17 protein-coding genes and 3 tRNA genes are annotated in these 22,282 nt (G+C 59.8%); 9 read left to right on the top strand and 11 right to left on the bottom strand.

Features of this window, described 5'->3' with window-relative positions; translation table 11 throughout:
* Positions 1-4: 4 nt before the first annotated feature.
* The 7 genes from Q4G72_RS09765 (at position 5) to Q4G72_RS09735 (ending at position 7,213) form a co-directional block, all read left to right on the top strand.
* The gene (locus tag Q4G72_RS09765) at positions 5-1,027 is read left to right on the top strand and encodes a sensor histidine kinase (protein ID WP_303311228.1); all 1,023 of its coding nucleotides are present in this window, start codon (positions 5-7) and stop codon (positions 1,025-1,027) included.
* The gene (locus Q4G72_RS09760; RefSeq protein WP_303311227.1) at positions 1,024-1,779 is read left to right on the top strand and encodes a LytR/AlgR family response regulator transcription factor; all 756 of its coding nucleotides are present in this window, start codon (positions 1,024-1,026) and stop codon (positions 1,777-1,779) included. The genes Q4G72_RS09765 and Q4G72_RS09760 overlap by 4 nt, the downstream gene beginning before the upstream one ends.
* Before the next feature lie 60 nt (positions 1,780-1,839).
* On the top strand, positions 1,840-2,196 hold the full coding sequence (locus Q4G72_RS09755) for a hypothetical protein (protein ID WP_303311226.1): 357 nt from the start codon (positions 1,840-1,842) through the stop codon (positions 2,194-2,196).
* Positions 2,197-2,713: 517 nt separating this feature from the next.
* A complete protein-coding gene (locus tag Q4G72_RS09750) occupies positions 2,714-2,935 on the top strand; it encodes a hypothetical protein (RefSeq protein ID WP_303311225.1) in 222 nt (73 codons plus the stop codon).
* A 54-nt stretch (positions 2,936-2,989) separates the two neighbouring features.
* On the top strand, positions 2,990-4,351 hold the full coding sequence (locus Q4G72_RS09745; protein WP_303311224.1) for a DUF389 domain-containing protein: 1,362 nt from the start codon (positions 2,990-2,992) through the stop codon (positions 4,349-4,351).
* Positions 4,352-4,505: 154 nt separating this feature from the next.
* Entirely contained in the window at positions 4,506-5,774 is a 1,269-nt protein-coding gene (locus tag Q4G72_RS09740) for a cation:proton antiporter (protein WP_303311223.1), read from the top strand.
* A gap of 26 nt (positions 5,775-5,800) precedes the next feature.
* Entirely contained in the window at positions 5,801-7,213 is a 1,413-nt protein-coding gene (locus Q4G72_RS09735) for a chloride channel protein (protein WP_303311222.1), read from the top strand.
* A 523-nt stretch (positions 7,214-7,736) separates the two neighbouring features.
* On the opposite strand, the gene Q4G72_RS09730 is transcribed toward Q4G72_RS09735, so the two are convergent.
* The 7 genes from Q4G72_RS09730 to Q4G72_RS09700 all read right to left on the bottom strand — a co-directional run bounded on the left by Q4G72_RS09730 (position 7,737) and on the right by Q4G72_RS09700 (position 17,576).
* Complete coding sequence (locus Q4G72_RS09730; protein ID WP_303311221.1) at positions 7,737-9,260, bottom strand: NCS1 family nucleobase:cation symporter-1; 1,524 nt, start codon at positions 9,258-9,260, stop codon at positions 7,737-7,739.
* A gap of 84 nt (positions 9,261-9,344) precedes the next feature.
* Positions 9,345-10,739 (bottom strand): NAD-dependent dihydropyrimidine dehydrogenase subunit PreA, encoded by a 1,395-nt coding sequence (gene preA, locus Q4G72_RS09725; RefSeq protein ID WP_303311220.1) that lies wholly within the window; start codon positions 10,737-10,739, stop codon positions 9,345-9,347.
* A gap of 81 nt (positions 10,740-10,820) precedes the next feature.
* On the bottom strand, positions 10,821-12,149 hold the full coding sequence (locus Q4G72_RS09720; RefSeq protein WP_303311219.1) for an FAD-dependent oxidoreductase: 1,329 nt from the start codon (positions 12,147-12,149) through the stop codon (positions 10,821-10,823).
* 55 nt (positions 12,150-12,204) lie between these two features.
* Positions 12,205-13,071, bottom strand: a complete 867-nt coding sequence (locus tag Q4G72_RS09715) for a nitrilase-related carbon-nitrogen hydrolase (RefSeq protein ID WP_303311218.1) — start codon at positions 13,069-13,071, stop codon at positions 12,205-12,207.
* A gap of 76 nt (positions 13,072-13,147) precedes the next feature.
* Positions 13,148-14,524: a dihydropyrimidinase gene (gene hydA, locus Q4G72_RS09710; protein WP_303311217.1), complete on the bottom strand. Its 1,377-nt coding sequence runs from the start codon at positions 14,522-14,524 to the stop codon at positions 13,148-13,150.
* Positions 14,525-14,703: 179 nt separating this feature from the next.
* On the bottom strand, positions 14,704-16,053 hold the full coding sequence (locus Q4G72_RS09705; protein WP_303311216.1) for an aminotransferase class III-fold pyridoxal phosphate-dependent enzyme: 1,350 nt from the start codon (positions 16,051-16,053) through the stop codon (positions 14,704-14,706).
* Between the two features lie 50 nt (positions 16,054-16,103).
* The gene (locus Q4G72_RS09700; RefSeq protein ID WP_303311215.1) at positions 16,104-17,576 is read right to left on the bottom strand and encodes a CoA-acylating methylmalonate-semialdehyde dehydrogenase; all 1,473 of its coding nucleotides are present in this window, start codon (positions 17,574-17,576) and stop codon (positions 16,104-16,106) included.
* A gap of 333 nt (positions 17,577-17,909) precedes the next feature.
* On the opposite strand from Q4G72_RS09700, the gene Q4G72_RS09695 reads away from it, so the two are divergent.
* Positions 17,910-18,257, top strand: coding sequence for a hypothetical protein (locus Q4G72_RS09695; protein ID WP_303311214.1), 348 nt, complete (start codon positions 17,910-17,912; stop codon positions 18,255-18,257).
* A 721-nt stretch (positions 18,258-18,978) separates the two neighbouring features.
* Here Q4G72_RS09695 and Q4G72_RS09690 read toward each other — a convergent pair.
* Positions 18,979-19,737: a DUF72 domain-containing protein gene (locus tag Q4G72_RS09690; protein WP_303311213.1), complete on the bottom strand. Its 759-nt coding sequence runs from the start codon at positions 19,735-19,737 to the stop codon at positions 18,979-18,981.
* A 386-nt stretch (positions 19,738-20,123) separates the two neighbouring features.
* Between Q4G72_RS09690 and Q4G72_RS09685 the strand changes: the two genes are divergently transcribed.
* A complete protein-coding gene (locus Q4G72_RS09685) occupies positions 20,124-21,389 on the top strand; it encodes a polysaccharide deacetylase family protein (RefSeq protein WP_303311212.1) in 1,266 nt (421 codons plus the stop codon).
* A gap of 463 nt (positions 21,390-21,852) precedes the next feature.
* On the opposite strand, the gene Q4G72_RS09680 is transcribed toward Q4G72_RS09685, so the two are convergent.
* The 3 genes from Q4G72_RS09680 to Q4G72_RS09670 form a co-directional block, all read right to left on the bottom strand.
* Positions 21,853-21,926 (bottom strand) — tRNA-Arg (locus tag Q4G72_RS09680).
* Between the two features lie 51 nt (positions 21,927-21,977).
* A tRNA-Pro gene (locus Q4G72_RS09675) sits at positions 21,978-22,051 on the bottom strand.
* Between the two features lie 47 nt (positions 22,052-22,098).
* Positions 22,099-22,186, bottom strand: a tRNA-Ser gene (locus Q4G72_RS09670).
* Positions 22,187-22,282 lie beyond the last annotated feature (96 nt).

The raw sequence follows: 22,282 nt of genomic DNA, 5'->3' as shown, positions 1-22,282 counted from the left end.
GCTTATGCTACGACGAGTGATAAATGCAGCCCTAGCGGCGGTAGCGTGGTTTTACACCGTCGTGTTCATCAAGCTGGGCACCATCTGGTTTTTTAACATCAGGGGTATGGTGGAGCTACCCTTCCTCTTCCTGCAGCTGCTCACGCTTTTCTGGGTAAACGAGGAAATTGCGGCCTGGACAGCGGCCCCGCGCCTAATGCCCCTACCCAACTGGGCCAAGGCGCTGCTGGAAGGTGCCGCGGTGGCCCTGACGGGTGTGGTGCTGTGCGTGCTCTTCATCTTCATTCCCCAGTACCTGCTCATTCCTACCGTCCTGTTTCGGGGGCCCGACATGCGGCTGGCCATGGTGTTCAGCGCAGTTGCGGCGCTTTTCATTTACTACTTTGTGGAGCGCGAACGGGTGCGCCAGCGGCTGCAGCAGGAGTTTTTGCGTGCCGAGCAGCTGCAGAAAGAAAGCTTTCGCGCCCAGCTCGAAGCCCTGAAAAGCCAGGTCAACCCTCACTTTCTATTCAACAGCCTGAACGTGCTCGGCTCGCTGATTTACAAAAACCAGGACCAGGCGGTCGAGTTTCTGCACAGGCTGTCGGGCGTGTACCGGGCCGTGCTAGCCCACAGCGTCCGGCCTACCGTGGCCTTGCACGACGAGCTGGAACTGGCCGACACCTACCTCTATCTGATGAAAACCCGCTTCGGCGACACCCTGGAGTATACCGTGGATGTGCCCGCCGCGCAGCAGGCCTGCCAGGTGCCCTCGGCCGTGCTGCAGCTGCTGCTCGAAAACGCCATCAAACATAATGGCGCCACCAACCGCCGCCCCCTGCGCGTGCGCATCTTCGTGACCGGCGACTACCTGGTGGTGGAAAACAACCGCCAGCCCCGCCTGGAGCAGGAGCCCAGCACCCGACTGGGCCTGCAAAACATCGTCAACCGCTACCAGCACCTGACTTCTACGCCCGTTGAGGTTGTGCCCACGCCCGATACCTTTACCGTGCGGCTCCCCTTGCTGCCCGTCGCCCCTGCCGTATGAACGTTCTGATTATCGAAGACGAGCAGCTGGCGGCCGAGGCGCTGGCCAGCCTGATCACCCGCCTGCGCCCGCAGGCTACCATCGTGGCGGCCATTGGCTCAGTGGAAGAAGCCGTGCAGTGGCTGACGCTGCATCAAATCCCGGACCTGATTTTCTGCGACATCCACCTGTCCGACGGCAACAGCTTCGGCATTTTCCAGCAGGTGGAGGTTAAGTGCCCGGTTATCTTCACCACCGCCTACAACGAGTATGCTATCGAGGCATTCAAGGTCAACAGCGTTGATTACCTGCTCAAGCCCATCCGGCCCGAAGACGTGGCCAAAGCCCTCAAAAAGCACGAAGAGCTGCAGCGCCACCACCTGCCCCAAGGCCTTTTGGGCAATCTGCAGCACCTGGTACAGGCCACGGCCACGGTGCGCACCCGGTTTATGGTGAAGCAGGGCCAGGGATTGAAATCGGTGTCGGCCGACGAAGTGGCCTACTTTTTCGCCGAAGAAGGCGTGGTGTTTCTAGTCACCAAATCCGGCGCCCGGTTCATTGTCAACTTCACCCTCGATCAGCTGGAAGAACAGCTTGATGGCCGCCAGTTCTTTCGCACCAGCCGCCACTTCATGGTGCACATCGCCGCCGTGCAGGAAGTGCGCCCCTACTTCAAGGGCCGCTTGTCGTTGGTGCTCACCCCGCCCAGCGCCCAGGAGCAGCTGGTGAGCAGCAGCCGGGCCGCTGCCTTTAAAGCATGGTTGGGTCTGTAGCAACCAGGTGAACGAAGGGGGAGTGCCACGCCTTGCCTACGGAACCTGTAACTTACTCCCATGATGAAGAAAATGCTGTTACTCGTGCTGTTGACAGGCTCCTTTTGGGGATGCCGGGAAAGGCCTTTAGCGGTGGTAGATCAGGAGTTTGATGCCACAGTGCTGCAGCCCACGTATTCGAGCAACAGGCCTAGGCTCTTGTTTGATGAGGGCCACAACAACCTGCACACCACGCGGGGCACCTACCAGCCCTTCGTTACCCTGCTGACCAACGATGGGGCTGTCGTCACGGCAACGGCTCAACCCATTACCGAGTCCTCAGTAGCGGTACGGCTTACCGACCGACTTGCTACTCCCGTACGGGCTGACATGGAAAGATTCGCGGAATCTCACTACTCGGTTGTCACCACTCTTTAAGAAGCGTTTAAGAAATGTGACAGGGAGCTGATTCTGATGTGAAGCACCTATGGCAAGCAGGGGCATCGGGCCGCGCCGGTGTCGAGCGGCCTGCCTATCATTTCGCATCAGGGGGCGGACCACCCAGCCCCGCTACCCCTGTACCCAAAGAGCTTCCTCTTGCGCCCGCCCCACCTAAAAGTAGTGGCCGGGCTGGGTTCGCGGTTTATTCTCGTCCTTTGCGCTTGGCTTCCCGTTATAGCTCCGGTTGAACCCTCCTTGCTGGGGGCTGCTGTTAGCTGGGTAGCGGCTGATTCCGTTGTTGGACGGCCTAGGATAATTGGTATTGATGCTCGGAGACTCAAAACATTACTTTTCCAACGCCATCGGGTCGGTGCTGTACGTCCCCGGTTCTTTTGTCTACCTGCACTGGTCGGGGGCGCCCTTGCGTAGTGAGGAGTTGCGTGCGCTTTACGTGCACGCCCGTAACCTGATGCTGCGCTATAAGCTGCGCCGGATCCTGGCTGATAACAGGGCGATGCCCGGCGCGTTCGACCCCGTGGACCGCGACTGGCTGCTGTCCCACTGGTTTCCCCACTCGACGGAGGGAGTACCACGGGTGCGCTACGCCGCCCTGCCCAGCCCGGACCCACAGCGCCGCCTGCATACCGACGAGGTAGTGCTGGTCCTGCGTCGCTACGCGGACGTGGCTCTGTTTGACGACATCACCCAGGCGACTGCCTGGCTGGAAGCCGAGTAGGCGGCGCACCGCGTTCTTTCCCCGGGCCACCGCTTGCCTCCTTAACTTGTTTGCATGGATTTCCCTTTCCTCCGCTGGCTGCACTCCCGCTTCGACCTAGCCCACGACATGGCCGATCCAGCCGAGATGGTGGCCGACGTGGAGGCGGGCATTGCATTTAAAGGCACGAATCTATGGGTGCTGTTTTTCGCCATTCTGGTGGCTTCCGTGGGGCTGAACGTCAACTCTTCGGCGGTGATTATCGGCGCCATGCTCATCTCCCCGCTGATGGGGCCGATTGTGGGCGTGGGCTTCGGGGCGGCGACGATCAACGTGGACCTGGTCCGCCGGGGGCTGAAGAACCTGGGCATCGCCGCCGGGCTCAGCGTACTGGTGTCGGCCCTATATTTCTACCTCACGCCCCTGACCGGGGCCGGGTCCGAGCTGCTGGCCCGCACTACGCCCACCACCTGGGACGTGGCCATCGCCTTGTTTGGCGGAGCAGCTGGGGCCATCGGCTTCACCCGGCGTGAGGTGAGCAACGTGGTGCCGGGCGTGTCCATCGCCACGGCCCTAATGCCGCCCCTGTGCACGGCCGGCTACGGGCTGGCCACGGCCCACTGGTCGTTTCTGGCGGGGGCCCTGTACCTGTTTTGTATTAATGCGGCCTTCATCAGCCTGGCCATGTTCCTGGTGGCGCGCATCCTGCCGCTTCCGCACCACGCGTTTGTAAACCGCCGGCAGGCCCGGCGCACCAAGCTGCTGTTCTGGGCGGTGGCCCTGCTCACGGCCGTGCCCAGCGTGTATCTGGCCGCCGGCATCGTGCAGCGCACCACCTTCGAGCACAACGCCCAGCGCTTTGTGGACGAGGAGCTGAACCTGCCGGGCACTTATGTCATCACGCGGCGCATTGAGGCCGAAAAGCGCAGCATCAACGTGCTGCTCACGGGCCGGATTCTCACGGCTGCCCAGCTGCGGGCCGTGCGGGCCCGGCTGGCGGAGTACCAGCTGCGCCGCGCCCGGCTCACCGTGCGCCAGGGGCTGGCCCAGCTGGACTCGGCCGATGCCCGCGCCCTGCGCACCAGCCTGCTGGAGGACATGCGCAGTCATAATGAGCAGACCCTGGCCGGCTATGATGCCCGCCTAGCGCAGCTGCAACAGGTACTTAGTCAGCAGTCCGCCAGCATCGCCCGCCTGCCGGCGCCCGAAGTGCTGCTGCGCGAGGTGCAGGCCGAGCACCCCGCCGTGCGGCAGTTAGCCCTCAGTCAGCTGGTGCATGCCGCAGCGGACTCCCTGCGGGCGGATACCACCTTGGTCGTTTCGGTGCGAGCCACTCCGGCCCTGCCTGCCGCCGAAGTGCAGCGCCTGACCCGGTGGTTAACGGTACGGGCCGGCAATCGCCAGCCCGTGCGCCTGCTCCTGACAGAAACCAACTAAACTAATCAGCCCCAGGACTGATGGCTAGCCTTCGAAGTGGACTAGGTAGTTTTCCGCTCAGCCATACCCCGCTTCTGCGCCGGCCGCATGGCGACGTACCAACTATCCGCCCGGAATCCGCGTCTAGCGAAACGTAACTCAACCGTACTCTTGGATGGAATTATACAATACCCTGGCCCTGCTGCTCGTGGTCGCCGCCGTTTTTGGCTATCTCAACCACCGTCTGCTGAAGCTGCCGGGCACCATCGGGTTGATGATTCTAGGCCTGGCCTCCTCACTGCTGGCCATTGGGCTGGGCAAGCTGGGCGTCGGCTGGGTGCTGACGGCCACGAACCTGGTGCGCAGCCTGGACTTCCACTCCGTGCTCATGCAGGTGATGCTGAGCTTCCTGCTGTTTGCCGGCTCCCTGCACGTGGATGTGCGCGCCCTGGGCCGGGAAGGGCTGGCCGTGGGGGTCATGGCCACGGCCGGCACCCTGCTCTCCACCGCCCTGGTCGGCACGGCAGTGTATTATCTGCTGCCCCTGTTCGGGCTGCCCACCGACTTGATCTATTGCCTGCTGTTCGGGGCCCTTATCTCACCCACCGACCCGATTGCCGTGCTGGGCATTCTCAAGGCCGCCCGCATCGACAAGCGCCTGGAAATGCGCATCGTGGGCGAGTCCCTGTTCAATGACGGTATTGCCGTAGTGGTGTTCGTGAGCTTGTTCCAGATTGCCCGCTTTGGCGCCGCGCAGGCCACGCCCGCCGTCATCGGGCACCTGTTCCTGCAGGAAGCTGTAGGGGGCATAATCCTGGGAGCCGTGCTGGGCTACGTCACCTTCTGGGCCCTGCGCAGCATCGACAACTACCAGGTGGAAGTGCTCATTACCCTGGCCCTGGTGATGGGCGGCACGGCCCTAGCGGCAGCCCTGCACACCTCGGGGCCGCTGGCCATCGTGGTGGCCGGCCTGATCGTGGGGGACAAGGGCCGGGCGCTGGGCATGTCGGACCTGACCCGGGAATACCTGGACAAGTTCTGGGAAATCCTGGATGAGATCCTCAATGCGGTGCTGTTCCTGCTCATTGGTCTGGAGATGCTCATCCTGGACATCAGCCGCACCACCCTGCTAGTGGGTGGCGTCACTATTCTGGTGGTGCTCCTGGCCCGGTGGGCCTCAGTAGGCCTGCCCCTGGTGCTACTGCGGCGCTACTATCCCTTTGACCGGCAGACCCTGCGGGTATTGACCTGGGGTGGGCTGCGGGGCGGCATATCTGTGGCCCTGGCCCTGTCGCTGCCCGATTCCATGCCCCGCGACCTGCTGGTGGGCATTACCTACGTGGTGGTGGTCTTCAGCATCATCGTGCAGGGTCTCAGCATCGGGCCCCTGGTCAAAAGGCTGGGCCTGAGCACCGCGGCGACCGAAGCTAGCGCCGACCATTAGCTTTGTGCTCCCATCCCCCTCATTGCATGTCAAATTCTCCTACCCGCTACGCCCGCGTCCTGGCTTGGCTTGACCAGCGCATCATCCGTCCTTTCTACACCGACCGGGTGCGGCGGCTCATCCTGCAGAGCTTCCCTTTCTGGATTGCCTCCATCCTGACGGGGATGGTGGCCGTGGGCTACGAGAAAGTGTTTGTCTGGGCCGAGCAGGTCAGCTTTTCGTGGCTGGCGCGCACGCCGGGGCTGGCCTTTGGGCTCACGCCGCTGGCCTTTGGCGCCTCGTGGCTGCTGGTGCAGCAGTGGGCGCCGGCGGCGCGCGGCAGCGGCATTCCCCAAGTGATGGCGGGCATCGAACTGTCAAACCCCGGGCAGCACCACCGCACGGCGTATCTGCTGAGCTTGCGCGTGGCCATCGTGAAAGTGCTGAGCAGCGTGGTGCTGCTGCTGGGCGGCGGCGTGATTGGCCGCGAGGGGCCCACCATTCAGATTTCAGCGGCCATTTTCCGGGCCATCAATAAACTGCAACCCGCCGGGTGGCCACAGCTCTCGCGCCAGATTGCCCTGGTCACGGGCGGCGCCGCGGGGCTGGCGGCGGCCTTCAACACCCCCTTGGGGGGCATTGTGTTCGTGGTAGAGGAGCTCACGCAGATGCACATGGCCCGCTTCCGCATGGCCGTGTTTACGGCCGTGATCATTGCCGGGCTCACGGCGCAGACGTTTCTGGGGCCTTATCTGTACCTGGGCTTCCCCAAAATCATCCCGGTATCCGGCTGGGGGCAGCTATTGGTGCTCTTAGTGGCACTGGGGTGCGGGCTGGCCGGGGCCGTGTTTGCCAAAACCCTCCTCTGGCTGGGGCGCTATCGGCAGCGTTTTACTTCCCTGGCCGCGCAGGCAGGCTGGGTGCTCGGCTGCGGGCTGCTGCTAGGCGGGCTGGCTTACTGGGTGGGCAGTGAGGGCGTGGGTACAGGCAAGCCCATTATCAACCGGCTGCTGTTTCAGAATGAGGGTAATACGCCCTGGTATCTGTTTCCGGTGCGTTTCGCGGGGATGGTGCTCAGCTACAGCAGCGGCGGCGCAGGTGGGGTGTTTGCTACCTCACTCAGCGCCGGGGCCATCTTGGGCGATGGCATCTGTCAGGTGTTCCATGTGGCCGTGGCCGACCGCAACCTGCTGATTCTGGTGGCCATGGTCAGCTTCCTGACCGGCGTCGTCCGCTCTCCCTTCACGGCCGCCATTCTGGTGCTGGAAATGACGGACCGGCACTCGGCCATTTTTCAGCTGCTGATTAGCGGCCTGCTGGCTCAGGGTGTCGCTTCGCTTGTGGACCCGCACTCGCTCTATGAGCACCTGAAGGCCGGCTTCATCCGCGAAACCGGGGATCTGAACCGGATACCCAAGCCGGCACCCGGGTTATCGGCGGACGAGAAACAACCCGGATAAGCCTGTTTCCAGCTTCCCCACCCGGATGACCGATATTCCATGCGCCATGGGGCGGTAAAAAGAAAATGGGCGCCCGGTTTTCAGCATATGGAGTCCGGTCCAGGCGCGCCCAGCAGCTGGAAGCAGGCCGGCTATTTAACGTCAGGCATTGCCCTGCGGTTATCGGTCCGACAAATTTCGGGGTAGATGCTATGGCCCTTCAAGTGGCGGGGCGTTCAACTCAGTCGGTTCGCATTGATGAAGGACGGGGCTGGGCTTTCGATTCGCGAAAAGATGTTGGTTTGAACGGCAGGGGCTTCTCAGCCAAAGCCTATACGATAGTCTTCAGATAAACATAAGGCAACTTCTCATACCCTATTTACAACTGGCTAATATGGTATGGGTCTGCGTCGCAATCTTATCGAAATCTATCCGCTCAACCTTCCCCTCTATTAAACGTCCGTTTCATAAATGTTATAAGCCGCAGAATCGCTTGGCCTACCCTTGCCGGGGAGGCACCATCGGTGCCAATTGCTGCGGTAGTCTACGTGGGAGATACCTGATAGTCCGTGGTTGGGCGGTGCAACGACTGCGCGGCAGCTTTTTTCGCCCTGCTCATCAGCACCAGGTAGGAACCGGCGGAAATAAAGAAGCCGACAAACCAGGCATAGTTATACAGGCCCACCAGCCAGGGCCAGGTTAGGCCCCGGGAGGTGAAACCAACGGCCACCAAAAAGCCAGGAATATTGGGGGCAATGCCCGACACCAGCGCCAGGAGTGCCCACCTGTTAAAGCCATTCTGATAGGCATAGCGGCCAGTGTACTGATACAGGTCGGGCAGGTGGAGCTGTTGCTTGCGAATAAAGTAGTAATCGGCAATCATGATGCCGCCGATAGGGCCTAGCAGGGCCGAGTAGCCCACCAACCACGTGAAGATATAGCCCGAAGGATCCGCAATAAGCTTCCAGGGAAAGATCAGGATGCCGATGATGCCCGTAATGTAGCCGCCGGTTTTGAAGCTGATGTGGGCCGGCGAAAGGTTGGCGAAGTCGTTGGCCGGGCTGACAATGTTGGCCGCGATGTTGGTGGCCAGCGTCGACAGGGCCACGGCCACCATGGCAACACTCACCAGCAGCTTGCTGTCAAAGCGGCCCGCCAGCACGACGGGGTCCCAGATGGTTTGCCCGTATACCAGAAAGGTGGCCGAGGTCACTACGACGCCGATAAATGCAAACAGGGTCATGGGCACCGGCAGCCCCAGGGCCTGCCCAATTACTTGGGCGCGCTGGCTTTTGGCGTAGCGCGTAAAGTCCGGAATGTTTAGCGACAAGGTGGCCCAAAAGCCGACCATGCCCGTCAGGGAGGGAAAGAAGAACGCCCAGAATTCGGCAGAAGAGGCAAACTTGGCAGGCCGTGCCAGAATGGGGCCTAAGCCATGGCCCGCGCGGATGGCCCAGAACAACAGCGCCAGGGCCGCAAATGGCAGGAAGAACGCTTTAAACACCAGCAGCTTCCGGATGCTGTCTACGCCTAGATAGACCACGTAGATATTGAGCAGCCAGAACAGCAGAAACAGGAGGGCCGGCCCGGTTTCCAGCGACCACGAAGCCGGAAATACGGCGGGCAGCGTGGCGATGCCGGGCACCCAGAGCTTCACCATCTGGTAAAGCGCAAATCCGCCAATCCAGGTTTGGATGCCGAACCAGCCGCAGGCAATAATGGCGCGCATCAGGGCCGGAATATTGGCCCCCCGGACCCCAAAGCTCACCCGTGCAAATACCGGAAACGGAATGCCGTAAGTGGCCCCGGCTCGCCCGTTCAGCACCATCGGCACCAGCACAATGCTGTTGCCCAGAAAGATGGTCAGAATGGCCTGCCACCAGTTCATGCCCCCCTCAATCAGGGAGCTGGCCAGCATGTAGGTAGGTATGCACAGACTCATGCTGATCCAGAGCGCGGCGTAATTCCAGGTGTTCCAGGTACGGTCCGCTAAGGCAACGGGGGCCAGGTCTTCACTGGTCAACCCCGCCGCTGGCGGCTGGGCAGCGGGCAACTGGGGCGCATCCATGGGCAAGAGATTTTTAATGAAACGAGTGCATAAACAGCTGCTGATCTGATAGATATGCTTCTGCTCTTGCAGTGACGCATAAAGCTAGCTCTTTAGCTCTGTACTAACCGGGGATGGCTGTCCGAGCTGCCGCGCTTTGCCGGGCAGGGTTTTGTGCTTTTCCTTGCCAAGCGCCGCTGTGGGCTCGGGCACCCAGTGGTGTAGGCCACCCGCCCGCTCGTCGTTGAAGCTCGTCGGGATGGAGTTGGCCAGGGTGCGCTCCTTCCAGGTGAGGTGCTCCGTGCCATCGTCGGTGCGCTCCATTGTGATGCATTGCTCCACGGGGCACACCAGGGAGCAGAGGTTGCAGCCCACGCAGTTCTCCTCAATTATTTCCGGCACCCGGGTTCCCTCACGCAGGGCAATGGCCTGGTGGGCTCCGTCTTCGCAGGCCGTATAGCAAAGCTGACAGCCGATACACTTGTCTTCGTGAATGGTGGCCGTCACCTTGTACTTCAGGTTCAGGTCTTCCCAGTGCTTCACGTTCGGCAGGGCCTTGCCCACCATATCATGAATCGTGGCAAAGCCCTTTTCTGTCATGTACTGCTCCAGCCCCGCCGTCATTTCGCGGATGATGCCAAATCCAAAGTGCATGGCCGCCGTGCACACCTGCACCGAGGAGGCCCCGAGCAGGATGTGCTCTACGGCATCGCGCCAGTTTTCAATCCCCCCGATGCCGGAGATGGGCAGCGCCACGTGCGGGTCCTGGGCGCAGTTTTTCACCATGTTCAGGGCAATGGGCTTCACGGCCGGGCCGCAGTAGCCACCATTGGTGCCCTGGCCGTCCACAATGGGGTAAGGCGCAAACAAGTCCAGATCGACGCCTACAATGCTCTGGATGGTGTTGATCAGTGAAATGGCGTCGGCCCCGCCGAGGCGGGCGGCCCGGGCGGGCTCCGTGATGTCAGAGATGTTGGGCGTGAGCTTCACAATCACCGGAATCTGGGCTACTTCCATCACCCATTCCACGATCAGGCGCAGCACGTCGGGCTCCTGCCCGACCGCCGAGCCCATGCCCCGCTCGCACATGCCGTGGGGGCAGCCGAAGTTCAGCTCGATGCCATCGGCGCCGGCATTCGTGACGTCGCGCACAATCTGGTGCCACTCCTCCCGGCTTTGCACCATGAGGGAGGCAATGACAGCGTGCTGGGGGAAGTGCTTTTTCACTTCCTCCATCTCGCGCAGGTTGTCGACCAGGGGGCGGTCCGAAATCAGCTCGATGTTGTTGAAGCCAATCAGCCGCTTGTCGCGGTAATTGACTCCCCCGTAGCGGCTCGATACGTTCACGACGGGCACGCCCAGCGTTTTCCAGACCGCGCCGCCCCAGCCGGCATCAAAGGCTTTCATCACCTGATAGCCGGAGTTGGTAGGCGGCGCAGAGGCCAGCCAGAACGGGTTCGGCGACTTTATTCCAGCAAAGTTTATCGAGAGGTCTGGCATCAGAAAGTCAATTGAGGAAACAGGCCTAGGCCGGCTTGCAGGTGATATACTGAGTGTATTTGACCGGCTAAGTGACAGTTACTACTGACCTAGCAAGTAGGCATGAATGCCGCGGGCAGCTGCTTTGGCTTCGGCGGCAGCATTCACCACTTCGGCTCCGCCGTTGCGCGCATCGCCGGAGGTAAAATATTGGGGGTTGGTGGTTTGCCCGGATGCCGCGTTGGCCACAATGCGGCCATTTTTATCGAGCTCCAGGCTCGGTATGTGGCGCAAAAAGGAAACCTGCTTGGCCTGGCCCGTGGCTTTGATGACCATATCACAAGGCTCCACGAACTCCGTACCCGGCACCACCTGCACCTGCCCATTGAGGGTTTGGGTGCGCACGAACCTGATGCCTTCCACCTTGCCGTTGCCCACAATCTCAATTGGGGCCACGTTGAACAGGCCTTTCACGCCCACGCTCTTGGCCAGGTCGTATTCAAACTCGTAGGCCCCCATCTCATCTTTGCCGCGCCGGTAGGCCAGGATTACGTCTTCGGCACCCAAGCGCGCTGACTCCGAAGCGGCATCCATGGCCGTGTTGCCGCCACCCAGCACAATCACCTTGCGGCCCACAGCTACGCGGTGGTGGTGCTGGCGGAGCTGCTCAATGAATTCCACCGCGCCCACGCAATTCTGGCGGTCCTCGCCGGGCAGCCGCAGGGCGTTGGTGCCGCCCAGGCCGATGCCCAGGAAAATGGCGTCGTAGGTTTCTTCCAGGGCCTCCAGTTCCTGGCGGGTAGCAATGGGTGAATGGTAATGCACGTGGAAGCCAAACTGGGCCTGTAGATAGTCTATTTCGGCCAGTACCTCCTCGTTCGTGATTTTGTAAGGAGCCACCCCGTACACCGTCAGGCCCGATGGCTGGGCTTTGGCTTCGAACACATCCACCTCATAGCCCAGGGCCCGCAGCTCACAGGCGCAGGAAATTCCTGCCGGCCCCGCCCCGATGATGGCCACCTTCCGACCGTTGGGCTGGCCCGGCTTAAACAGATGCTGGTCGCTTTCAATAACCTGGCGGGTAGCAAAGCTTTGCAAACGACCGATTTCTATCGGCTTCACATCCTGCAGGTTGTACACGCACGCACCTTCGCAGAGCACCTCCGTAGGGCACACTTTCCCGCAGGCATTCCCAAAATAGTTGGCCTCGTAGATGGTTTTGGCGGCGCCCGTCACGTTGCCGGTATTGATCTGCCGGATAAACTGCGGAATATCAATGCCCGTAGGACACGCCTTGATGCAGGGCGCATCAAAGCAGAACAGGCACCGCGAGCTTTCGTACAGCGCCTCCGTGTTGTTCATCCGGGGCTTGAGCTGGGCGAAATTGGCGTGAAAGTCCTGCTCAGAGGCAGGAATGGGAAACTCAGCCATACAATCGAATGGTTAGGATGCTCTACCTGATTAGGAGTGGCCTAGCGCTTGGCGTCTACAGCTCTACCAGCTTCTCGTAGGTTTCGGGGCGCCGGTCGCGGTAGAACTGCCAGGTGGCGCGCACCTCCTCAATCAGGTCCAGATCAAACTCGGCCACGAGCAGCTCGTCTTTATCCTCGGAGGCCTGCGCGAATATTTGCCCCCTTGGGTCCACGAAATAGGACGTTCCGTAGAACTTGCCCAGGTTCCAGGGCTTCTCCTCCCCTACCCGATTGATGCAGCCCATGAAGTAGCCATTGGCGGCAGCATGGGCCGGCTGCTCCAGCTTCCAGAGATATTGCGAGAGGCCCGCCACCGTTGCGGAAGGGTTATACACGATTTCGGCCCCGTTGAGGCCTAGCACGCGGGCACCATCCGGGAAATGCCGGTCGTAGCAGATGTACACGCCTACTTTGGCGTACTTGGTCTGGAACACCGGGTAGCCCAGGTTGCCGGGCTTGAAGAAGAACTTCTCCCAAAAACCCGAAGTGTGTGGAATATGGTTTTTGCGGTACTTGCCTAGGTAGGTACCGTCGGCGTCAATCACGGCCGCGGTGTTGTAGAGGAAGCCCGCCGACTCTCGCTCGTACACCGGCACAATCATCACCATATTGTACTTTTTAGCGTACTCGGCCATACGCTCCGTCGTAGGCCCCGGCACCGATTCGGCCGACGCATACCACGCTTTGTCCTGGCCCGGGCAGAAGTAGGGTGTGTTGAAAATCTCCTGCAGACACAGAATCTGCACGCCCTGGCGCCCCGCTTCCTCAATCAGCGGAATGTGCTTTTGCACCATGGCTTCCTTGATTTCCTCAATGGAGCCCTGGCCTTCGGTCATGGGCAAACTCATCTGGATAAGACCGGATTTTACGATTCGGGGCATGAGCATAGGGTTCAGAGGTTGAGGTATAGGAAAGTGGCCTAGGCCAGTACTGTAGCGGGGAGGTGGCCTAGAGCCGTTAGAAAACGGTGACGCCGCGCTTGATAAACTGGCCGTAGCCTTTGCCCACCAGGGCCTGCCCGTCGTGCACGGCCACCTGGCCCCGCAGCAGCACGGTTTCAATCTTGCCAGTGAGTTCCCAGCCTTCGTAGGCCGAGTAGTCGACGTTCATGTGGTGGGTTTCCGCGGAAATGGAGTGCTTACGCTTCGGGTCGAGGATGACCAGGTCAGCATCGGCGCCAATGCTGATGGTGCCTTTGCGGGGAAACATGCCGAAGATTTTGGCGGCGTTGGTAGCTGTCACTTCCACAAACTTCTGGAGGCTGATGCGGCCCTTGCTCACGCCTTCGGAAAACAGCAGTTCCATGCGGTGCTCAATGGCCGGGTGTCCGTTCGGAATCTTGGAGAAGTCGTGGCGGCCCAGCTGCTTCTGTTCCCACATAAATGGGCAATGATCCGTGCCAACCACCTGCACCAGGCCCTGGTTGATGCCTGCCCAGAGCGTTTCCTGGTCCTTTTTCTCCCGTAGCGGCGGCGACATCACCCACTTGGCCCCCTCAAACTCCTCCTGATACAGCGAAGCATCCAGCACCAGGTATTGAATGCAGGTTTCCACAAACACCCGCTGGTTGCGTCGGGTAGCTTCGCGCACCTGGTTCAGAGCCCCTTCGCAGGTCAGGTGCACGATGTAGGCATTGACGCCCGTGTAGTTGGCAATATCCGTGAAGCGGCCTGAGGCTTCGGCTTCCGTTACTTCGGGCTGGGAGAGGTAATGATACAGGGGGGAAAGTTTGCCTTGGGTGCGGTGCTGGGCTACCAGCGTATCAATCATGTCGCCGTTGGTGGCGTGCACGGTGACCAATGCCCCATGCTTTTTCACTTCCTGCATGAGGCCTACCATTTGGGCATCGTCAATCATAAGCGCGCCCTTATAGGCCATAAACGCCTTGAAGGAGGTGATGCCTTCGGCCACTATGTCCGCAATTTCCGCCCGCGTGTGCTCATTGAAGTCCGTGACGGCCATGTGGAAAGAGTAGTCGCCGACGGCAGTACCGGTGGCGCGGCCCTGCCACTCCGTGAGGGCTTCGCGCAGGGAGTGGCCCTGCTTCTGGAGCACGAAGTCAATCACGGTGGTAGTGCCACCGTGCAGGGCGGCGCGGGTGCCCGTTTCGTGGGTGTCGCTGCTGAAGGTGCCCATGAAAGGCATATCTAGGTGCACGTGCGGATCGATGCCGCCGGGCAATACCAGCTTGCCGGTGGCATCTAGTACCTGATCGGCTTGCACGGGCAGATTCCGGCCGATAGAGACGATGGTTTCGCCGTCGATCAGCACATCGCACACCGCGTCGGAATCAGCCGTGACGACGCGGCCATTTTTAATCAGCAAAGACGACATCCGGGGAAAGAGAAAGGGAGGTGGGATTGGAGAAGAAAAATATAGGAGTTTTTCTTTACAAATTCAAAACCAAGGGGTTGCTGGCTTTTTGCCTGCCACAAACAAAGCCTCGCCTCCCGCTACCGCGGGAGCTAATCAGGGGAAACAGCAGGAAAGAGACTGGCCTAGCGGAGCTAACCTTAGTGCACGTGCTCGTCGGCGATGCGGATGGCTTGCGAGATGATGTCCAGTCCTTCGTCCACCTCTTCTTTGGTGATGTTAAGAGGTGGCGCGATGAAGATATAATTCCAGCGCACGAAGGTGTACATGCCCAGCTCCCGGATTTTGGCCGCTACCTGGTTCATCACGTCCATTTGGTGGGGCGCGGCATTCCAGGGCGCCATGGGCTCCTTGGTGGTGCGGTTTTTCACCAGCTCAATGCAGCCCAGCAGGCCCGTGTTGCGGAAGTCGCCGATGGAGGGGTGGCGGGTCGCCATTTCGGCCACGCGAGCATCGATGTAACGACCCATCTCGGCGGCATTTTCTAGTAGGTTGTCGTCTTCGTAGATATCGAGCACGGCTAACGCGGCGGCGCAGGAAACCGGGTGGGCCGAGTAGGTGAGGCCTAGCGGCAGGGGCTTGTCATCAAAGGAGTGCGCAATCTGCTCATCCACCATCACGGCGCCCAGGGGCAGGTAGCCCGCCGTGATGCCCTTGGCCATGGCCATCATGTCCACCTTTACGCCGTGGTGGTCAGACCCAAACCATTTGCCGGTACGCCCGAAACCGCTCATCACTTCATCGGCAATAAGCAGAATGCCGTATTTGTCGCAGATGGCGCGCACCCGCTGCCAGTAGGTGGGCGGGTATTTAATGCAGCCCGAGGTGCCTGATTCGCCTTCCATCAGAATGGCGGCTACATTACCCGGGCCTTCATACTGAATGACCCGCTCCATGTGGGCGGCGGCCCGCTCCGCACACTCTTCCGGGGTGGTGCTGTACCACGGGCAGCGGTAGAAATAAGGGTTTTCTACGTGCACCACGCCGGGCATGGCCTGGCTGTCAACGGCCAGTTTGCGTGGGTCGCCGCCGGCACTGATGGCCCCGTAGGAAGCCCCGTGGAAGGACAGATAGAGGGAGACGATTTTGTGGCGGCCGGTGTACACGCGGGCCAGCTTAATGGCATTCTCAATGGACTCGGCGCCGCCCAGCGTGAAAAAGGCTTTGGTCAGGTTGGGCGGGGTGATTTCGGCCAGCTTTTTTCCCAGGTCGCCGCGGGCCTTCGTTATCATGCCGGGGTACACGTAGCTCAGCTCCTGCATCTGGGCAGCCACCGCCTCCGTCACCTTCTGATTGCCGTGGCCGATATTCACGTTCATCAGCTGGGAAGAGAAGTCTAAGTAGCGTTTCCCGTCCCGGTCGTACACATACACCCCCTCGGCCCGCTCGGCATTGATGGGGTTCAGGCCCGCCTGCTTCGACCAGGAGAAAAGCGTGTAATCGAGGTTGTCCTGAAGGATTTTCTGCTTATCGGAGGTGAGCGTTTCCATGGTCGAGAAGGGAGTTGAAAGAGACGAATTACAAAGGCAGAAACTCGGGCTTAGCTCATCCAGTTGGTCCGCGACTCGGGGTTCCACTTGGTGGTGACCTTCTTGAGCTGGGTCCAGAACTCGATGGAGCTTTTGCCGGTGATGTCGCAGGCCCCAAACTTCGACTCATTCCAGCCCCCGAAGGAGAAGGGCTCGCGCGGCACGGGCACCCCGATGTTGACGCCAATCATACCGGCCGAAGCATTGTCCATGACGTAGCGGGCCAACCCCCCACTCTGGGTGAACACTGAGGCCGCATTGCCATAGTTGGAGGCGTTTTCAATATCCAGGGCTTCGTCGAGGGTGTTGGCCCGAATGATGGCCAGCACGGGTCCGAACACTTCTTCGCGGGCAATGGCCATATCAGGCGTGACGTGGTCGATGACGGTGGGGCCGACGTAGTAGCCCTCCTCCTGCCCGGGCACCACGGCATTCCGGCCATCGAGCAGCACTTTGGCACCGGCTGCTTCCGCCTCCGTGATGTAGCGCTCAATGCGCTCCTTGGCCTGGCTGCTAATAACAGACCCCAGGTTCTTGCCCGGCACAATCCTGCGGGCCTCTTCTACCAGCCGGGCGATGATGGGCTCCACGGCTCCCACGGCCACCATGGCCGAGCCCGCCATGCAGCGCTGCCCCGCGCACCCCGACATAGACGCGGCCACGTTGGAGGCCGTCATGTCCACGTGGGCATCCGGCAGCACGAGTAGGTGGTTTTTGGCTCCGCCCAGCGCCACGCAGCGCTTCAGGTTGGCCGTGGCGCGCTGGTAAACCACTTTAGCAATCTTGGTAGAGCCCACAAACGACACCGCCTTAATGCCGGGGTGGTCGCAAATGGCTTCTACAATTTCCTTGTCGCCGTGCACAATGTTGAGTACCCCGTCGGGCAAGCCGGCTTCCTTCAGTAGCTCGGCTATGCGGCCCGCGCTGATCGGCACCTGCTCCGAAGGCTTTAGGATCATACAGTTGCCCAGGGCAATGGCGTTGGGGATGGTCCAGTGCGGGACCATGTTGGGGAAGTTGAAGGGAGCAATGGAGGCCACCACGCCCAAGGGCTTGCGGTCCACGCGGCACTCCACGCCCGCGCTGACCTCCAGCAGCTCCCCGGCCACCAGCTGAGGCAGGGAGCAGGCAAACTCCGTCAGCTCAATGGCTTTTTCCACCTCGGCCCGCGCCTCGTCCGACGTTTTTCCGTTCTCTTCGCGGACCAGGGCCGTCAGCTCCGCCAGGTTCTTCTCCAGCAGGGTTTTGTAGCGGTAAAAGATTTGCACCCGCTCCTTGATCGGTATAGCCGACCAAGCCGGAAATGCCGCCTGCGCGGCCTCTACGGCTTGGTCCAAAGCTACCCGCCCGCTCAGGGGCACGGTCGAAATCACCGCCCCATTGACGGGGCTCATTACGTCCAGGGTGCGCGAGCTGGCGTCCACTACAAATTGTCCGGCGATGTAATTGCGTACCGCAGGGTACTTCAGCACTTCGACTTCCATAAGGGCAGGGGTTTAATCTCCTGCAAGTAAAGTGTTTGCAGCACAAATCCAACTAAAGAATCTATCCCCCGGCCTTAATCCCCCTCGGTAGTGAAAAGCAGCTTTTTCCTCGCTGGCAAGTTCTGCCCTCTTGTCGATTTTTCTTCGCTGAGCAAGTACTGGCCCGGTCAGGAGCAGGCGCGCTGGCAGACCCGGCTGTTGAAGCGGTAGGGGCAAAACGAGGCCGCCGGCCCGGTTGCGAAGGTTGAACAGCTCCTACCCGCTATACCCTGACTTTTTCCGGCGGCCTTTGCCCCCGTTTCCCTAAACGTTCTTGTCCTTTTATTTCCATCTTTGACCCTTGGCAAGCTGTTGCCTAAACCCACAAATCATTGCTTTCAAATGGGGATTTGGATTGCCCGTGTTCACGCCGTTCCTCGGGAAGGGAACTCCGATTTTGCTGGGGCCAAGGGCCTTGTGGTCAACGTGCTGGCCCGCACCCCCTCTGCGGCCGCCTATCGGCATCAAGTGGAGCAAGCCGTGAACGAGTACGGCCTAGACGTGGTGGAACTCGAGGACCTCGAAGAATTTTCCTTTGAAGCACCGACCCCCGAAGAATTTGAGCGGCTGTCGGCTCTGGCTCGACAAGTGGACGAATTCGGAGGGGTAGAATTCGATGTATTTTATACTTATGACGAGTAAGAGGTGCGCAAGTGGTGTTCCCATTACCCTCCTTTCTCTGAACTGCTAGCCGCGGCCCGCTACTAGGTGTCGGCAAGCACTTGCAGCACCTGTCACAGTGCCCCATTCTTCTCTTTCATGAAGCCTACAGCCAGCTGCAGCAAGACAATGCGCCCCACCCGGGGAAAACCCACTTTCTGCCACCAGCACCCATTCACGGCCAGGAAAGCTACATGGCAATGGACATAGCTGGGGAACACCAGGAAATCCTAGTGCCGTTCTGCCAGTATGATACGGCAGGTAATCCATTGGTCTTAGATTTTCCTTGGCGGCGTACGTAGTGGAAGTTGGCGAAACTGTTGGAAACGTTGCCTACTACCAAAGCCAGGGAAGTTCGATAAGTTGCCTTAGGTTCATCAACGCCCGAACATAAGGCGACTTATCGGACCACAAAGGTTGCAAGCTCCTGTGTCGGGGTGACCCTACCCGCTCATTTTCCTGAACCGCATCACCCAGGCACTGGTAAGCCCTGCTATCCCACCTGACGGGCTAGCTTGGGTTCCATCAACGGGTTCCATTAACGAAGTACAGAAAACCTATGGGGGATATGCGTTTCGGGAACTCATTCAACGAGCATCGTAAAGCAAAACGAGGGTTGACCCAGACAGGCCCGCGCCGTGGTTAAACACGACCTGGCCCTGGAAACCAGCGTCCCCTTGCCCCCGGACGCGCGTCGTACGGCTCATGCCCGCTCCGCTACCAGCCGGTACAGGTCTTGGGCATTTTCAAAAGCGGCGCCCATGGTATTGTTGAAGTAGGCATACACGTCTTTCCCCTCCTGGAGGTAGTCGTGTATCTGCTCGGCTTGGTCGTGCAGAAAGTCGCGCTCGTAGGACGCTCGGTAGTTTCCCTGCGGGCCGTGGAAGCGCATATAGACAAAGTCCGCCCCCTCGTTGAGCCGGGCGTTTCGGGCGGGACCTTTGTCGTGCAGCACCAGGCTGGCGCCGTGGTGGTCCAGCATATCAAACGTATCGTCGGCATACCAGCTTGGGTGACGAAACTCCACCGCTTGGCGCCACTCGTGGGCGGGGTCTGCTGCGGCAAGCGCAGTCAATAGGGCACTGACCGCGTGTAGCTGACGAATGGTGTTGCTGGGCGGGAACTGCATGAGCAGGCATCCCTTTTTGGTACCCAACGCCCGGGCGGCATCGATAAAGCGGACAAGGCCAGAGAGGTCCTCGGCCAGCGTCTTGGTGTGCGTAATATCGCGCCAAAGCTTGAGGGTAAAGTCAAACGCCGGGCCGGTTTCCGCGGCCCAGGCCGCAAACGTTTTGGGCTGGGGGATGCGGTAGAAGGTGCTGTTAATCTCCACCGAGTTAAAAAGGGTGGCATAGTAGGTGAGGCGGCTCGTCGCATGGTAGGCCGCTGGAAAGGTGGCCTTCGGGCCGGGCACGACGATGCCGCTGGTGCCAGTGCGCAGGGTGCCAAGGAGGTCAGGCATGGGAAGGAGCTAAACGGGCGTTTCGGGGTATAACGTGCCACGCTGCCACGGCGTTTTACCCTAGGCGACCAGGACAAAGAGAAAGTCGATTCCCTGCTGCAAATCCTTTCTAGACTGCCAGTGGCTGCCTAATGCAGTATGGCGTGCACAACGTGGGCAATGCAATCCCGCCGGCTTGGAGCTTGCGCGCCGGGTTGGCGTTGGGTGGGGGTACCCAAGCGCGGGCCGAAAAGTTGGTAAAACTTCGCTCTGGTTGATTTTCATCACGCGCACGTTGTGGGGCCGCAGCTCGGCCCGCCAGCACTCGGTCAGGCCCATGCTTTCATGACAGCAAATACAGTCAAATAGAATAAACTATTCAATCCAACGTCACTGTTTAATTGCTTATGAAAACCAAGAATTTTTTACTGCTCATTACTAGCGCGTCGCTTGGTTGCCCCGTCACGTTGCTGGCCCAGGTCAGTCCCGCCTATGAGGTGGCCACTTGGCGCGGCTTCAAGGCAGCGGCCGTCACCTACACCCTGGATGACAACACCGCCAATCAACTGCCAGTTGCCATCCCGCTGTTCGACCAGTACAATTTCAAAACAACCCTGTTCACAGTCACCAACTGGGGACCGAACTGGGGGGGACTGCGCGCGGCCTCTGCCAACGGACACGAGGTCACCAGCCACACTGTTACCCACCCCAGCCTGGGCGGACTCACTGTGGCCCAGCAGTTGGCAGAGTTACAGCAGTCGCAGGCCACCATCAGGGCCAACGTGCCCACGGCCAAATGCGAGACGGTAGCGTATCCATTCTGCGTGACGGGGAATGTGCCGACCATTCAGAGCTACTACATTGCCGGCCGGATTTGCAATGACCAAATAATGCCCGCCACGCCCAGCGATTTCTACAACTTGACCGCAATCAGCACGGGCAACGCGAGCAGGGTGCAAACCACCGCCAACTTCAATGCCAAGGTCGATGCCGCCCGCACCGCCCGGGGTTGGTGTGTGTTCTTGACCCACGGCATCAACAACGATGGCGGGTACTCGCCCACCCAATCGACGGAGTTGGCTGGGCACCTAGCGTACATGAACGCCAACAATGCCGACTTTTGGGTAGGCACGTTTGCCGACGTGGTGAAGTACATTAAGGAGCGCAACGCGGCCGTAGTGACTGAATCCACCGTGTCGGCCACGCAATTCAGCATGACGCTGACCGACAACTTGCCCGACCTAGTGTACAACGTACCCGTCACGGTGCGGCGACAGCTGCCGACTACTTGGACCGGCGCCACGGTAATGCGGGGCACCACGCCGGTACCGTCCAGCCTAGTGACCAGCGCCGGGGTGCGGTACGTGGTGTTTGAGGCCGTCCCTGACCAAGGAGCCGTGCAGGTAATGAACGCAGCGACCGTCACGGGCACCCTCGCCGGAACGGGGACAGCGCAGGCCAGCATCTGGCCAAACCCCTACAGCGCGGAAATGACCGTAGCGCTGCCCGGCCCGTTTGAGGCAGCCGTTTACTCGGTGAATGGCAAGCTGGTGTGGACCGGCCGCGGCAGCGGCAGCCTAAAAATAGGCGCAGGCCTGGCCGCCGGTTCGTACCTACTTAAAGTCATCCAGCAAGGGCGGGTGGTTGAAACCCGAACAATTGAAAAGCAGTAGCGGCCAGAGCTTCTTCACAGATTGGGTGCTCCTGCTGACACATGGCAAAAGCTACTGAGAGTTCCCATGTGCGTTCGTGCTGCTCAAAAAGCTTCTGTTCGTTTAACGAAACGGCGATTTAAATTATCGGCACCCTACGCAAGTTGCTATCAAAACATGAAAAAGCCCCGCGTTCCTCAATTGAGGGTCGCGGGGCTTTTTTAATATATTACGCTAAACCAGCAAGCCCTACTTCACACTTGCAGCGGGCTTGTGTAATTCATTGCGTATTTCTATATGCTATGTCCCGACCCTCAGATTGGGAAGCGACATAGCATATAGAAATACACAATCAACGATACCGCAGCATTGTCACTTAAATAAATCTTTAACCTCTTTCTGTTAACTCAAGTAAGATATTAGTTGTATGAACCGAACACAAAAAAGCCACCCAGCAATGAAGCTAAGTGACTAATTATCAATGTGGCCCCGTTTGGATTCGAACCAAAGACCGGCTGCTTAGAAGGCAGCTGCTCTATCCAGCTGAGCTACGGGGTCAAAAACAAATAGCCGCCCGCCCCAAAGGTGGGCTGACGGCTATTCGAAGGGTCGGGGTGGCAGGATTCGAACCTGCGGCCTCCTGCTCCCAAAGCAGGCGCGATACCGGGCTACGCTACACCCCGAAAAAAATTCAGAACCCTGGATTCAGAATCCTGAATTAGACATAATGCGGAGAGAGGGGGATTCGAACCCCCGGTAGCCTTTAGAGCTACGGCAGTTTAGCAAACTACTGGTTTCAGCCACTCACCCATCTCTCCAGATATGAGTCTCTTTCGGTTAAAGAGTGCACAAATATACGACTAGGTTACAGAAACCAATACTTTGGTTAAAAATATCTACCTCAGATATTCCTT

This window comes from Hymenobacter sp. BT730 (assembly GCF_030542105.1).
Classification (GTDB): Bacteria; Bacteroidota; Bacteroidia; order Cytophagales; family Hymenobacteraceae; genus Hymenobacter.
Note: the sequence above shows the minus strand (reverse complement) of the source record. Positions and strands in the feature narration are given on the sequence as shown.